13 protein-coding genes and 2 tRNA genes are annotated in these 13671 nt (G+C 71.3%); 8 read left to right on the forward strand and 7 right to left on the reverse strand.

Translation table 11 applies throughout. The annotated features are described in order from the left end of the window. Positions 1-135: 135 nt before the first annotated feature. From purM to ACFY7C_RS25330, 4 genes are all read right to left on the reverse strand, one after another. Positions 136-1203 carry a phosphoribosylformylglycinamidine cyclo-ligase gene (purM, locus tag ACFY7C_RS25315; RefSeq protein ID WP_389654560.1) on the reverse strand — a complete coding sequence of 356 codons (1068 nt, stop codon included), beginning with the start codon at positions 1201-1203 and terminating at the stop codon, positions 136-138. A 44-nt stretch (positions 1204-1247) separates the two neighbouring features. Continuing rightward, positions 1248-2774 carry an amidophosphoribosyltransferase gene (gene purF, locus ACFY7C_RS25320; RefSeq protein ID WP_389654562.1) on the reverse strand — a complete coding sequence of 509 codons (1527 nt, stop codon included), beginning with the start codon at positions 2772-2774 and terminating at the stop codon, positions 1248-1250. A gap of 242 nt (positions 2775-3016) precedes the next feature. Further along, on the reverse strand, positions 3017-3838 hold the full coding sequence (locus ACFY7C_RS25325) for an META domain-containing protein (RefSeq protein ID WP_389654564.1): 822 nt from the start codon (positions 3836-3838) through the stop codon (positions 3017-3019). Between the two features lie 80 nt (positions 3839-3918). Next, positions 3919-4710, reverse strand: coding sequence for a sterol carrier family protein (locus tag ACFY7C_RS25330; RefSeq protein ID WP_389654566.1), 792 nt, complete (start codon positions 4708-4710; stop codon positions 3919-3921). 73 nt (positions 4711-4783) lie between these two features. On the opposite strand from ACFY7C_RS25330, the gene ACFY7C_RS25335 reads away from it, so the two are divergent. Further along, entirely contained in the window at positions 4784-5188 is a 405-nt protein-coding gene (locus tag ACFY7C_RS25335) for a nuclear transport factor 2 family protein (RefSeq protein WP_389654568.1), read from the forward strand. Positions 5189-5240: 52 nt separating this feature from the next. Here ACFY7C_RS25335 and purL read toward each other — a convergent pair whose 3' ends face one another. Genes purL through purS form a run of 3 tightly spaced genes read right to left on the reverse strand, consistent with a single transcriptional unit; the run spans position 5241 to position 8436 of the window. Then, positions 5241-7490: a phosphoribosylformylglycinamidine synthase subunit PurL gene (gene purL, locus ACFY7C_RS25340; RefSeq protein ID WP_389654570.1), complete on the reverse strand. Its 2250-nt coding sequence runs from the start codon at positions 7488-7490 to the stop codon at positions 5241-5243. Beyond that, on the reverse strand, positions 7490-8170 hold the full coding sequence (gene purQ / locus ACFY7C_RS25345) for a phosphoribosylformylglycinamidine synthase subunit PurQ (RefSeq protein WP_389654572.1): 681 nt from the start codon (positions 8168-8170) through the stop codon (positions 7490-7492). Before purQ ends, purL begins: the two co-directional genes overlap by 1 nt. Continuing rightward, positions 8167-8436 (reverse strand): phosphoribosylformylglycinamidine synthase subunit PurS, encoded by a 270-nt coding sequence (gene purS, locus ACFY7C_RS25350; RefSeq protein WP_356696207.1) that lies wholly within the window; start codon positions 8434-8436, stop codon positions 8167-8169. The genes purQ and purS overlap by 4 nt, the downstream gene beginning before the upstream one ends. A gap of 307 nt (positions 8437-8743) precedes the next feature. On the opposite strand from purS, the gene ACFY7C_RS25355 reads away from it, so the two are divergent. From ACFY7C_RS25355 to ACFY7C_RS25385, 7 genes are all read left to right on the forward strand, one after another. Continuing rightward, positions 8744-9085, forward strand: coding sequence for an Lsr2 family protein (locus tag ACFY7C_RS25355; protein WP_389654574.1), 342 nt, complete (start codon positions 8744-8746; stop codon positions 9083-9085). 129 nt (positions 9086-9214) lie between these two features. Continuing rightward, positions 9215-9286, forward strand: a tRNA-Gly gene (locus ACFY7C_RS25360). Positions 9287-9366: 80 nt separating this feature from the next. After that, a tRNA-Gly gene (locus ACFY7C_RS25365) sits at positions 9367-9439 on the forward strand. 166 nt (positions 9440-9605) lie between these two features. After that, positions 9606-10571, forward strand: a complete 966-nt coding sequence (locus ACFY7C_RS25370) for an ABC transporter ATP-binding protein (protein ID WP_389654576.1) — start codon at positions 9606-9608, stop codon at positions 10569-10571. Further along, the gene (locus ACFY7C_RS25375; RefSeq protein ID WP_389654578.1) at positions 10568-11338 is read left to right on the forward strand and encodes an ABC transporter permease; all 771 of its coding nucleotides are present in this window, start codon (positions 10568-10570) and stop codon (positions 11336-11338) included. The genes ACFY7C_RS25370 and ACFY7C_RS25375 overlap by 4 nt, the downstream gene beginning before the upstream one ends. A 236-nt stretch (positions 11339-11574) precedes the next feature. Continuing rightward, positions 11575-13047: a sensor histidine kinase gene (locus ACFY7C_RS25380; protein WP_389654580.1), complete on the forward strand. Its 1473-nt coding sequence runs from the start codon at positions 11575-11577 to the stop codon at positions 13045-13047. Continuing rightward, positions 12990-13658 (forward strand): response regulator, encoded by a 669-nt coding sequence (locus tag ACFY7C_RS25385; protein ID WP_389654582.1) that lies wholly within the window; start codon positions 12990-12992, stop codon positions 13656-13658. Before ACFY7C_RS25380 ends, ACFY7C_RS25385 begins: the two co-directional genes overlap by 58 nt. The last annotated feature ends 13 nt before the right edge of the window (positions 13659-13671 follow it).

Here is a 13671-nt window from a genome sequence, read left to right on the forward strand (position 1 = left end):
GGGTTTCTGCGCTGTCCGGAGCGAGCCGCGCTCACCGGCACCGGCACCGCCGGGCACGCGGAAGAGCCAGGCACGCGAAAGAGCACCCCTAAACGTTTAAGGGTGCTCTTCGCTTACGTCGTACGGCCGCCGCGGCTACTTCGCGTAGTCGCCGACCAGCTCGGCGCCGGTGGCCCTGTCGCCGCGCTCGGTGATCTCGCCGGCGACCCAGGACTCCACGCCCCGGTCGGCGAGGGTCGTGAGTGCCACGTCCACCGAGTCGGCCGGGACCACGGCCATCATGCCGACGCCCATGTTCAGGGTCTTCTCCAGCTCCAGGCGCTCGACCTGACCGGCCTTGCCGACCAGGTCGAAGACGGCGCCGGGGGCCCAGGTCGAGCGGTCCACGACGGCGTGCAGGCCGTCCGGGATCACCCGGGCCAGGTTGGCGGCGAGGCCGCCGCCCGTGATGTGGCTGAAGGCGTGCACGTCGGTGGTCCGGGTGAGCGCCAGGCAGTCCAGGGAGTAGATCTTGGTGGGCTCCAGGAGCTCCTCGCCCAGGGTCCGGCCGAACTCCTCGACCTGCTGGTCGAGCGTCATGCCGGCGCGGTCGAAGACCACGTGCCGGACGAGCGAGTACCCGTTGGAGTGAAGACCGGAGGACGCCATGGCGATGACCGCGTCACCCGTACGGATGCGATCCGCGCCGAGCAGCCGGTCGTACTCCACGACACCCGTGCCCGCGCCGGCGACGTCGAAGTCGTCCGGGCCGAGCAGCCCCGGGTGCTCCGCGGTCTCGCCGCCGACCAGGGCGCAGCCGGCCAGGACGCAGCCCTCGGCGATGCCCTTGACGATGGCGGCGACCCGCTCGGGGTGGACCTTGCCGACGCAGACGTAGTCGGTCATGAAGAGCGGCTCGGCGCCGCAGACGACGATGTCGTCCATGACCATCGCGACCAGGTCGTGGCCGATCGTGTCGTACACACCCATCTGGCGGGCGATGTCGACCTTCGTGCCGACGCCGTCCGTGGCGGAGGCGAGCAGGGGACGCTCGTAGCGCTTGAGGGCGGAGGCGTCGAAGAGGCCGGCGAAACCGCCGAGGCCGCCGAGGACCTCGGGGCGCTGCGTCTTCTTCACCCACTCCTTCATGAGCTCGACTGCGCGGTCGCCCGCTTCGATGTCGACGCCCGCACTCGCGTAGCTGGCACCAGTGGTCTGAGACATGGGTTCAGAGCTTTCGTGTCGTACTGCGGGTGTGCAGCGGGGTGTTACGGGCGGCGCAGCGCGTCGGCGGCCGCGGTGGCGGCGGGGCCGGCGGCCAGCTCGGTCTCCAGGAGCTGCTTGCCGAGCAGCTCGGGGTCCGGAAGCTCCATCGGGTACTCGCCGTCGAAGCAGGCGCGGCACAGGTTGGGCTTCTGGATCGTGGTCGCCTCGATCATCCCGTCGAGGGAGATGTACGAGAGCGAGTCCGCACCGAGCGACTTGCCGATCTCCTCGACCGACATGCCGTTGGCGATCAGCTCCGCGCGGGTGGCGAAGTCGATGCCGAAGAAGCAGGGCCACTTCACCGGCGGGGACGAGATCCGGATGTGGACCTCGGCGGCGCCGGCCTCGCGGAGCATCCGGACCAGCGCGCGCTGGGTGTTGCCGCGGACGATCGAGTCGTCCACGACCACCAGGCGCTTGCCCTTGATGACTTCCTTGAGGGGGTTGAGCTTCAGCCGGATGCCCAGCTGGCGGATGGTCTGCGAGGGCTGGATGAAGGTCCGGCCGACGTACGCGTTCTTCACCAGGCCGGCGCCGAACGGGATGCCGGAGGCCTCCGCGTAGCCGATGGCGGCCGGGGTGCCGGACTCCGGCGTCGCTATCACCAGGTCGGCCTCGACAGGGGCCTCCTTGGCGAGCCGGCGACCCATCTCCACGCGGGAGAGGTACACGTTCCGGCCGGCGATGTCGGTGTCGGGGCGGGCCAGGTACACGTACTCGAAGACACAGCCCTTGGGCTTCGCTTCTGCGAATCGAGAGGTGCGGATGCCGTTCTCGTCGATGGCGATCATCTCGCCCGGCTCGACCTCGCGGACGAAGCTGGCGCCGCAGATGTCGAGGGCGGCGGACTCGGAGGCGACCACCCAGCCGCGCTCGAGGCGGCCGAGGACCAGCGGGCGGATGCCCTGCGGGTCACGGGCCGCGTAGAGCGTGTGCTCGTCCATGAAGACGAGGGAGAAGGCGCCCCGGACCTCGGGGAGGATCTTCGCGGCCGCCTGCTCGATGGTGAGCGGCGTGCCGTCCTCGGCCACCTGGCCCGCGAGCAGCGCGGTGACCAGGTCGGTGTCGTTGGTCGCGGCGACCCGGGTGGAGCGGCCCTCCCGCTTGGGGAGGTCGGCGACCATCTCGGCCAGCTGCGCCGTGTTCACCAGGTTGCCGTTGTGGCCGAGCGCGATCGAGCCGCGGGCGGTCGCCCGGAACGTCGGCTGCGCGTTCTCCCACACGGAGGCCCCAGTGGTCGAGTAGCGGGCGTGACCGACCGCGATATGACCCTGGAGGGAACCGAGAGAGGTCTCGTCGAAGACCTGGGACACGAGGCCCATGTCCTTGAAGACGAGGATCTGGGAGCCGTTGCTGACCGCGATTCCCGCGGATTCCTGACCCCGATGCTGGAGGGCGTAGAGCCCGAAGTACGTGAGCTTTGCGACCTCTTCGCCCGGAGCCCAGACACCGAAGACGCCACACGCGTCCTGGGGGCCTTTCTCGCCGGGGAGCAGATCGTGATTGAGTCGACCGTCACCACGTGGCACGTCTCCGAGTGTAGGCGAGATCGACCACCGGTCCGAATTCGTCCGAGAGCGTGATACAGCGGCTGTACGATCGCACAAGCTGATCGTCCGGTCCTTGTCGGAGCCCACAAAGCAGGCGGGGTAAGGGCTGGCGCCGGATGGCGAGATCAGAGCGCACGCTCGTACGGCACGGGCCGAACGGTCGGGATGTGACGGACCTCGCAGACGCGACCCGTGCTGCCCGGCCCTCGACCGGCCCCCGACTAGCCCTCGACCGTTTCCGCGCGGGCGGTGAAGCCCTGGCCGTCCGCGTCGGTGACCGTCAGGGTGCGGTGGTCGACGCGGTAGGTGAGGGGGCCGTCGAGGGCCTCGTACAGCTTGGTCTCCAGCTCCATCTGCGGGCCCGTGCAGATCATCCGGGTCGCCGCGATCGCCCCGAGGGTGATGGTCTTCTCGGTGATCTTCGCGGGGGCGGAGACCCGGTTGCAGCCGAGGCTGCCGCTGAGCCGGCCGTCCTTGCCGAAGGCCAGCTTCGCCTTGCCCTCCGAGCCCGCCGGCAGCGAAGCGGAGGTGTCCCCGGTGAGCAGCGCGTCCACCGTCCAGGTCGGGCCGGCCAGGGAGGCGCCGGTCTCGGTGACCAGCTCCAGGGTGTTGCGTCCGTCGGACGAGGCCAGGGTGAGCCCCTCCTCCTGGAGCTTCCCCGTCAGCCTGCCGGTGAAGGCCCTCAGCAGTGCCCGTTCGAACCGGTCCCGGTCGGCGGGACAGCCGATCATGGTGACCTCGTGCGTGGAGACCGTGAGGGTGTCCCCGTTCACGGCGACGGCGGCGCCGAAGTTGTTGCAGCCGGTGTTGCCCCGGGCACGGCCGTTCTTCTCGATCTCCAGGCGGGCGCCCGGCGGGGCGACCGAGCGGGTGCCGTCGACGGTGACGGCGGCGATCGTCCAGTGGCTGCCGGCGACGGGCAGGTCGGGCGTGTCCGGGTCCCCTCCCGCTCCGGGGCCGGTGCCCGCCTCCGTACCGCAGGCGGTGAGGAGGGCGAGGGCCGAGACGGTCAGGACGGCGGTGAGTGTGCGCGGCTTCTGCATGCCGATGGGACGGGCCCTGTGCCCGTACGGTTCCTCGGCCCGCCCCCGTACGGTTCCTCAGCCCGTCCCCGTACGGCTCGTCAGCTCATCAGCGGGAGCAGGCCCGACAGATCGGCCCGCTCCCCACTGGCGTTCACGCGCGCCGCGTCCAGCTCCGCGGCCCAGCCGGTCCGGCCGGTCGCGAGCCGGATCCAGGTCAGCGGGTCCGTCTCCACGACGTTGGGCGGGGTGCCCCGGGTGTGCCGGGGGCCCTCGACGCACTGCACCACCGCGAACGGCGGGATCCGCACCTCCACCGCGCCGCCGGGGGCCTTCGCCGCGAGGGCGTCCGCGAGCAGCCGGGCGCAGGCGGCGAGCGCCTGCCGGTCGAGGGGGACGTCCAGACCGACGGCCCGGTTCAGGTCGTCGGTGTGGACGACCAGCTCGACGGTGCGGGTGACCAGGAAGTCCCCAAGGCGCATCGGCCCGATCCACAGGTCGAGCACCCGGTCGTCGTCGTGCGCGGCGAGCGCCTCCGCGAGCCGGGATCCGGCCCGCTCGTACAGCTCGGGAAGAGGCGCACCGGTGAGCGTCTCGCGGGCCGCGTCGGCGATCTTCCCGGAGAGCGCGACCGTCGTGAAGGGCCACTGGTGCGGCAGGATCTCGCCCTTGGCGGCCGGCGGCCGGGCGAGGGACCCGGCCAGGGAGTCCGCGATCCACGCGATGTGCGCGGCCAGATCGGCCACCGTCCACTCCCCCAGGCCCGTCGGCCGGGCCAGCTGATCGGGCGCAAGGCCGCGTACGGCGTCGGCGACATGCCCGAACTGGGCGAGCACGGCGGCACGGATCTTGGCGGAGTCGTAGCTGCGGGGGCGCTTCCTGGCGGGTGGCATGGGGGCGAGGGTAGTCGGAGACTGGAGGGGGAGGCCGCGCGCACACCTACTTCAGAAGAGGGGTCGATCAGTCATGGCCGAGCACCCTGACGCCACGTTGGTCCGGCGGAGCTACGAAGCGTTCTCCAAGGGCGACATGGAGACCGTACGGTCGATGATGACCTCGGACTGCACCCACCACTCGCCGGGCAACAGCCGGATGTCCGGCCACTTCAAGGGCGCGGACAATGTCCTCGCCCATTTCGGTCAGCTCTTCGAACTCACCGGCGGCACCTTCCGGGTCGAGCTGGAGGGGGTGTACCCGGACGGCCGCGGGCACGTCATGTCGGTGCACAAGTGGCACGCCGACCGTGGGGACCGGGGCATCGAGATGCAGGGCGGGATCTTCTTCACCATCGTCGGTGGCAAGATCACCGACGGCGACGAGTGCGTCCAGGACATCGACGAGGCCGACGCCTTCTGGGACCAGGCGGACTGAACGAGGACAGCCCCCGCCCGGGAAGGGCGGGGGCTGCCGTACGACGGGAACGTCAGGCCAGCAGGCCCGGGATCGTCGCCTCGTGCACCGTGCGCAGCTCCTCCAGGGAGACGCTGAACTCGCCCTGCACGTCGACCGTCTCGCCGTCGACGACACCGATCCGGGTCGCCGGGAGACCCCGCGCACCGCACATGTCGGTGAAGCGGAGCTCCTCGCTGCGCGGCACGGCCACGACCGCGCGGCCGGCCGACTCGCTGAAGAGGAACGTGAACGCGTCCAGGCCCTCGGGCACGACCAGGCGCGCGCCGTTGCCGCCGCGCAGGCAGGACTCGACGACCGCCTGGACGAGTCCGCCGTCGGACAGGTCGTGGGCCGCGTCGATCATGCCGTCCCGGGAGGCCGCGATCAGGATCTCGCCGAGCAGCTTCTCCCGGTCGAGGTCCACGGCCGGCGGCATGCCGCCGAGGTGCTGGTGGACGACCTCGGACCAGGCCGAGCCGCCGAACTCCTCCTTGGTGTCGCCGAGCAGGTAGAGGAGCTGGCCCTCTTCCGCGAAGGCGATCGGGGTGCGGCGGTTGACGTCGTCGATCACACCGAGGACGGCCACGACGGGCGTCGGGTGGATGGCCACGTCACCGGTCTGGTTGTACAGCGACACATTGCCGCCGGTGACCGGGGTGCCGAGCTGGAGGCAGCCGTCCGCGAGACCACGGGTGGCCTCGGCGAACTGCCACATCACGGCCGGGTCCTCGGGCGAACCGAAGTTCAGGCAGTCCGAGATCGCCAGCGGCCTGGCGCCGGAGGCGGCGACATTGCGGTACGCCTCCGCCAGCGCGAGCTGCGCGCCGGTGTACGGGTCGAGCTTGGCGTAGCGGCCGTTGCCGTCGGTCGCCATCGCCACGCCCAGGTTCGACTCCTCGTCGATCCGGACCATGCCAGCGTCCTCGGGCTGCGCCAGGACGGTGTTGCCCTGCACGAACCGGTCGTACTGGTCGGTGATCCACGCCTTGGAGGCCTGGTTCGGGGAGCCCACCAGCTTCAGGACCTGGTCCTTCAGCTCGGCGCCGTTCTGCGGGCGGGGCAGCTTGCCGGCGTCGTCGGCCTGCAGCGCGTCCTGCCACTCGGGCCGCTCGTACGGGCGGTGGTAGGTCGGGCCCTCGTGGGCGACGGTGCCCGGGGGCACGTCCACGATGAGCTCGCCGTGCCAGAAGATCTCCAGGTGGTCGCCGTCCGTGACCTCACCGATGACGGTGGCGGTGACGTCCCACTTCTCGCAGATCTCCATGAAGCGGTCGACGTGCTGCGGCTCGACGATCGCGCACATGCGCTCCTGCGACTCGCTCATGAGGATCTCCTCCGGCGAGAGCGTCGCGTCGCGCAGCGGCACGGTGTCCAGCTCGACCCGCATGCCGCCCGAGCCGGCACTCGCCAGCTCGCTCGTCGCGCAGGAGAGTCCGGCGCCACCCAGGTCCTGGATGCCGGCGACCAGCTTCTCCTTGAAGATCTCCAGGGTGCACTCGATGAGGAGCTTCTCCTGGAAGGGGTCGCCGACCTGGACGGCGGGGCGCTTGGTCGGCTTGGTGTCGTCGAAGGTCTCCGAGGCGAGGACCGAGACGCCGCCGATGCCGTCGCCGCCGGTGCGGGCGCCGTAGAGGATGACCTTGTTGCCGGGGCCCGAGGCCTTGGCGAGGTGGATGTCCTCGTGCTTCATCACGCCGATGCAGCCGGCGTTGACCAGCGGGTTGCCCTGGTAGCAGGAGTCGAAGACGACCTCGCCGCCGATGTTCGGCAGGCCCAGGCAGTTGCCGTAGCCGCCGATGCCGGCGACGACACCGGGCAGCACGCGCTTGGTGTCGGGGTGGTCGGCGGCGCCGAAGCGCAGCGGGTCGACCACGGCGACCGGGCGGGCACCCATGGCGAGGATGTCGCGGACGATGCCGCCGACGCCGGTGGCCGCGCCCTGGTAGGGCTCGATGTAGCTGGGGTGGTTGTGCGACTCGACCTTGAAGGTGACCGCGTAACCCTGGCCGACGTCGACGACGCCCGCGTTCTCGCCGATGCCGACGAGCATGGCGTCGTTCTGCGGGGCCTTCTCGCCGAACTGCTTCAGGTGGACCTTGCTGCTCTTGTACGAGCAGTGCTCGGACCACATGACGGAGTACATGGCGAGCTCGGCGCCGGTGGGCCGGCGGCCGAGGATCTCCCGGATGCGCGCGTACTCGTCCTGCTTGAGGCCGAGCTCGGCCCACGGCTGCTCGACGTCGGGCGTCTCGGTGGCGTGCTTGACGGTGTCGAGGCTCATCAGGCGTTGACCAGCTTCTTGAGGATCGAGGTGAAGAATCCGAGGCCGTCGGTCTTGCCGGTGCCGACCAGCGGCTCGACCGCGTGCTCGGGGTGCGGCATGAGGCCCACGACGTTGCCCGCGGCGTTGGTGATGCCGGCGATGTCGCGCAGGGAGCCGTTGGGGTTCATGTCCAGGTAGCGGAAGGCCACCCGCCCCTCGGCCTCCAGCTCGTCGAGCACGCGCTCGTCGGCGACGTACCGGCCGTCCATGTTCTTGAGCGGGACCTCGATCTCCTGGCCCGCGGTGTAGTCCGAGGTCCAGGCGGTCTCCGCGTTCTCCACCCGCAGCTTCTGGTCGCGGCAGATGAAGTGGAGGTGGTTGTTGCGCAGCATGGCGCCCGGCAGCAGATGGGCTTCGGTGAGGATCTGGAAGCCGTTGCAGATGCCGAGGACGGGCATGCCCGCCTTCGCCTGCTCGATGATCGTCTCCATCACCGGCGAGAAGCGGGAGATGGCTCCGGCCCGCAGGTAGTCGCCGTAGGAGAAGCCGCCCGCGAGGACCACGGCGTCGACCTGCTTGAGGTCCTTGTCGCGGTGCCAGAGCGAGACGGGCTCGGCGCCCGCGAGGCGGGCGGCGCGCAGCGCGTCCTGGTCGTCGAGCGTTCCGGGGAACGTGACGACGCCGATGCGTACGGTCACGACGAGGCCCCGGCGGTCTCCGTGGACTCGACCTTGACGGTGAAGTCCTCGATCACGGTGTTGGCAAGGAAGGTTTCGGCCATCTCATGGATGCGGGCGAGGGCGGCGTCGTCGACCGGTCCCTCCACCTCCAGCTCGAAGCGCTTCCCCTGGCGGACGTCGGAGATCCCCTGGAAACCGAGGCGGGGCAGTGCACGCTGCACCGCCTGTCCCTGCGGGTCGAGGATCTCCGGCTTGAGCATGACGTCGACTACGACGCGTGCCACTGGCACTCCCGGTGGTGTGTTGCGTGGGCGGTTCCCTCAGCGTACCTGCCTCCAAAATCTACGCGAGTAGAAATCTGAAGGATCCTACAAAGAGCAGCAGGTGCCACACTGCCGAATTCCAGCGAAATAAGGCGGGACACGCGGAGACAATTGCCTGGGCTTCACATTCCGATACCCACCGCTGTACAAAGGAATGCAGAACGACGCAGTATGTGCCAGGGGTGGCCGCGATGACGGCATCACCGCACGTCAGAGTGGTGATGGCACCGTTCGGGACACGGCGATCCCCAGGAAAGGACCGATATCCGTGGCTCAGCGTGTGGTGGTCACCCTCTTCGACGACATCGACGGCGGAGAAGCGGCGGAAACGGTCGCGTTCGGCCTGGACGGGAAGATGTACGAGATCGACCTGAATCCCGCCAATGCAAAGAAACTGCGCACCGCCCTCGCCCCCTACCTCGCCGCCGGCCGCAAGCTGAGCACGCGCGACGGCGCACCGGCGCCGGCCCCCAGGGGTGACTACAAGCACACCGCGCTCGCCCCCGACCCGGCCGCCGTCCGCGCCTGGGCGCAGTCCAACAAGATGGACGTGCCGGCCCGCGGCCGGATCCCCAAGCGGGTCTACGAGGCCTTCCAGGCCGCGACCTGATCCCGGCCACCCACCGGCGTCCCCGGGCGCGGAGGGCGCCGATCCGGATTTGCGCTCCACCCCCCATGATCCGCTAGAGTCTGGAACACGCCGAGGGGCGAGGCCGCAAGGCCGGACCTCACGCAGCGTGCGGGTGTAGTTCAGTAGCAGAACAGCCCCCTTCCAGGGGGAAGGCGCAGTGTGCGATCCCTGTCACCCGCTCTGCATCGCATTACCGACCACTCCGGTGGATCAGGTAGAGTGGTGCTCGCACCGCCCGGTGAAAGTCGAGCGGCAGCAATGCGGACGTGGCTCAGTTGGTAGAGCATCACCTTGCCAAGGTGAGGGTCGCGAGTTCGAATCTCGTCGTCCGCTCAGGGAGCGAAGGCCCCGGTTCTCAGGAACCGGGGCCTTCGTCGTTCCCACCGTTCCCGCTCGACGACGGCCCGGCGGCCTTCCGCGTCCGGCGCATGACATTTGTCAGCGGGGCCGGTGACAGCGCGCACTGCCGAGGGCCGGGGACCGGCGGAAGCCTGGACCCATGACAGCAGCGATCGAGGCGGACAACCTCCACCGGACCTACTCCGGCGGCTTCGAGGCCGTCGGAGGGATCTCCTTCACCGTGCCCCGGGGCGAGATCTTCGCGCTCCTCGGCACCAACGGCGCCGGCAAGACCTCCACCGTCGAACTCCTGGAGGGCCTCGCCGTCCCGACCGGCGGCACCGCCCGCGTCCTCGGCCACGACCCGTACCGCGAACGCGCCGCCGTCCGCTCCCGCATCGGGATCATGCTCCAGGAGGGCGGCTTCCCGTCCGACCTGACCGTGGCCGAAACCGTACGGATGTGGGCCGGCTGCACCAGCGGCGCCCGCCCCGTCGGCGAGGCCCTGGAGGCCGTCGGGCTCACCGACCGCGCCCGGGTCCGCATCAAGCAGCTCTCCGGCGGCGAACGGCGCCGGCTCGACCTCGCGCTCGCGCTCCTCGGCCGCCCCGAGGTCCTCTTCCTGGACGAACCCACCACCGGCCTCGACGCCGAGGGCCGCCGCGACACCTGGGACCTGGTCCGGCGGCTGCGCGACGAGGGCACCACCGTCCTCCTCACCACCCACTACCTGGAGGAGGCCGAGACCCTCGCCGACCGGCTGGCGATCATGCACCGCGGCCGGATCGTCACCTCCGGCACCCCCGCCGAGGTCACCGCCGCCCGGCCCGCCCGGATCCGCTTCCGGCTCCCCGAGGGCATCGGCCACGAGCGGCTGCCGCTCGGCCTGAAGGCCGCCGCGTACGGCCGCCGCGTGGAGATCCGCACCTACGGGCTCCAGGAGGCCCTCGCCGAGCTGCTCGGCTGGGCCACGACCCACGGCGTACGGCTCGAAGAGCTCGACGCCCGCTCCGCCTCGCTGGAGGAGGCGTTCCTGGAGATCGCCTCCCGCGCCGACGACGGCTTCGCCGAGGACCTCGGCGGCGTCCCCGCCCGTACCGCCACCGCCCTGGAAGAGGCCCGATGAACGCCACCGCCGCGCGCCTGACCGCCCTCGGACGGGCCGAGCTCACCCTCCTGACCCGCAACCGGAACAACCTCTTCGTCGCCCTGCTCATGCCGGTGCTGATGATCTTCCTGCTGCGCACCTCGCTCGCCGGCATGGACGAGGGCGATCTCCCGATCGGCATCGCCGAGGCCACCATGGTCGGCGGCACCGGAATGGTCCTCTGCCTCGTCGTCTACATGAACCTGGTCGCCACCTACGTCGCCCGCCGCGAGGAACTCGTGCTCAAGCGGCTGCGCACCGGAGAGGCCCGCGACACCGAGATCCTGGCCGGCGGGGCCCTGCCGGCCGCGGTGATCGCGCTCGTCCAGGGCGCGGTGCTGACCGCCCTCGGCCCGGCCGCCCTGGACGCCACCGCCCCGCGCCGCCCCGACCTGCTGCTCCTCGGCGCGCTGGCCGGGATCGTGCTGCTGGCCGCGCTCGCCGCACTCACCACGGTGATCACCCGCTCTGTGGAGAGCGCCGGCCTGACCACCCTGCCCTTCTTCCTGGTCTCCGCCATGGGATCGGGCCTGATGGTGCCCGTCGAGTCGCTGCCGGACACGGTCGCCTCGGTCTGCTCCCTGCTTCCGCTCAGCGGGCCCATGGAGCTGATCCGGGCCGGCTGGCTGGGCACCGGCGGGATCGGCGGAAAGGAACTGCTGGGCGCCGGCCTCACCACGGTGGCCTGGATCCTGCTGAGCGTGTTTGCTGTCCGGAAGTGGTTCCGCTGGGAGCCGCGGCGCTAGGGGGTGTCTTGTCGATCAGGCCGGATCAGGGAGCGGCGTCTGGTGCGTGCGATCGCAAGGCGGAGGAGGGAGTCCATGCGGTGGGGGCACCTCCCAGGCGAAGCTCTGGGGGACATCGGCGACCGACGACAACGCGGCGAGCGTGCGTGCCAGGCGTCGCGAGCCCGGCAAGATCGGCGAGACACTCCCTAGGGGACCGGGACCGAGAACGGGAAGCGGAAGAACGGGGGTCGGCCGTGTCGAGGCTGACGGGGTGGTGGAGCGGCCGCAGCAGCGCGGCCAAGGTCGAGCTGTACACACGGTGGACCTTCCACCTCTTCCCCCTGCTCGAGGTCGGCGGGGTCGCGTTCGTCCCGCTCGCCAGCAACGCCGAGGGAAAGATCGGCCTCGTCCCGGCCGCGGTGCTCGCGCTGCTGGTCGTCGCGCACGCCGTCCTGTGCGCCGTGCTCGCCTCGCGCGCCCTCGACTGGCAGCTCGACCGGCGCGAGCGCCCCGTGCGGCTGGCGGCCGTACTGCTCGGAGCGACCGCGCTCGGCGCGGTGACGCTCATGGCGCTGCAGTCCACGGGCTCGCTCAGGGACGCGGGCATCGCCGGCGCCGTCGTCGTCGGCACGGCGGCCTTCACGCTCGGTTCGGTGGCCGTGTGCCTGCGCTCGGCGCGGAGGATGGCCGGCGTCGTGCTGCTCGCCGCGCTCGCGGCCGGCCTCTCGGCGCTCGTGGTCGGCCTGGACTGGCCGCAGGTCCTCGCGTACACGCTCGGCGTTCCGGCGAGCGGCGGGGCGATGGTCTTCGCCTGCGGGTTCTCCGGCTGGCTGCTGCGGATCGTGTGGGAGCTGGAGCGGTCCCGTGACCTCGGGGCCCGGCTGGCCGTCGCCGAGGAGCGGCTGCGGTTCGGGCGCGACCTGCACGACGTCATGGGCCGCAACCTGTCGGTGATCGCGCTCAAGAGCGAGCTGGCGGTGCAGCTCGCCCGGCGCGGCCGCGCCGAGGACGCGGTGGCCCAGATGACCGAGGTGCAGCGGATCGCCCAGGAGTCCCAGCGCGAGGTGCGGGACGTGGTCCGCGGCTACCGCGAAGCGGACCTGCGGGTGGAACTGGAGGGCGCGCGGGGCGTGCTGGCCGCGGCGGGCATCAGCTGCGCGATGGATCCCGCGGGGATCGAGCTGCCCGGCGAAGTGCAGTCGGCACTCGGCTGGGTGGTCCGGGAGGCCACCACGAACGTCCTGCGGCACGGCGACGCCCGGCAGTGCCGGATCGCGCTGCGGGCGCGGGGCGGTGCGGTGCTGCTCGTCGTCGAGAACGACGGCGTACGGGAGGCGGCGGACGGGGCGGGGTCCGGGTCCGGGTCCGCGTCCGCGCGGCAGCCCGGGTCGGGTCTCGCGGGGCTGCGGGAACGGCTGTCGGCGGTGGACGGCACGCTGGAGGCGGGCCCGGCGAAGGGCGGCTGGTTCCGTGTGACGGCCCGGGTGCCGCTGACCGGCGGACCCGGGGCCGCCGTAGACGCGCCGGGGGCCGGGGGCGAGCCGGGGGCCGGGGGCGAGCCGGAGGTCGGCGACGTTTCGCACGGCGCGAAGGGCTCGGCCGGTCCCGGCACTTCGGGGGCGGTGGCCACGTCGGGGCGGCCGGGGCGGTCGGGTCGCTCGTGGACCGCATGGCGTTCGTGGCGTTCGTCGAACGCTCGGAATTCGAGGAAGGAGACGGCGTCGTGACCGCGCGCGTACGCGTTCTGCTCGCCGACGACGAGCATCTGATCCGGGGCGCGCTGGCCGCCCTGCTCGCCCTGGAGGACGATCTCGTGGTCGTCGCCGAGGCCGCGTCAGGGCCCGAGGCGCTCGCCATGGCGCTCGCCCACGAGCCGGACGTCGCGGTGCTCGACCTCCAGATGCCGGGCGCCGACGGTGTGATGGTCGCCACATCCCTGCGGGATCAACTGCCCTCCTGCACGACCATGATCGTGACGAGCCACGGTCGTCCGGGGCACCTCAAGCGGGCCCTCGCCGCCGGGGTCCGCGGCTTCGTCCCGAAGACCGTCAGCGCCCAGCGGCTGGCCGAGCTGATCCGTAGCGTGCACGCCGGAAACCGTTATGTGGACCCGGAGTTGGCCGCCGACGCCATCGCCGCCGGGGACTCCCCGCTCACCGCGCGCGAGGCCGAGGTCCTCGAACTCGCCGCCGACGGAGCCCCCGTCACGGAGATCGCCAGACGGGCCTCGCTCTCGCCCGGGACCGTCCGCAACTACCTCTCCTCCGCCGCCGCGAAACTCGGGGCCGAGAACCGGCACACGGCAGTGCGTCTCGCGCGGTCCAAAGGTTGGGTATAGTTAGCTGCGCGCT

The sequence above is a fragment of the Streptomyces sp. NPDC012769 genome (assembly GCF_042901205.1).
Lineage (GTDB): Bacteria > Actinomycetota > Actinomycetes > Streptomycetales > Streptomycetaceae > Streptomyces.

Excerpts from the sequence above, each read along its gene's own strand:
- purM (WP_389654560.1), bottom strand. The coding sequence starts at position 1,203 with ATGTCTCAGACCACTGGTGCCAGCTACGCGAGTGCGGGCGTCGACATC.
- ACFY7C_RS25385 (WP_389654582.1), top strand. The coding sequence starts at position 12,990 with ATGGCGTTCGTGGCGTTCGTCGAACGCTCGGAATTCGAGGAAGGAGAC.
- ACFY7C_RS25375 (WP_389654578.1), top strand. The coding sequence starts at position 10,568 with ATGAACGCCACCGCCGCGCGCCTGACCGCCCTCGGACGGGCCGAGCTC.
- ACFY7C_RS25330 (WP_389654566.1), bottom strand. The coding sequence starts at position 4,710 with ATGCCACCCGCCAGGAAGCGCCCCCGCAGCTACGACTCCGCCAAGATC.
- ACFY7C_RS25370 (WP_389654576.1), top strand. The coding sequence starts at position 9,606 with ATGACAGCAGCGATCGAGGCGGACAACCTCCACCGGACCTACTCCGGC.
- ACFY7C_RS25335 (WP_389654568.1), top strand. The coding sequence starts at position 4,784 with ATGGCCGAGCACCCTGACGCCACGTTGGTCCGGCGGAGCTACGAAGCG.
- ACFY7C_RS25325 (WP_389654564.1), bottom strand. The coding sequence starts at position 3,838 with ATGCAGAAGCCGCGCACACTCACCGCCGTCCTGACCGTCTCGGCCCTC.
- purL (WP_389654570.1), bottom strand. The coding sequence starts at position 7,490 with ATGAGCCTCGACACCGTCAAGCACGCCACCGAGACGCCCGACGTCGAG.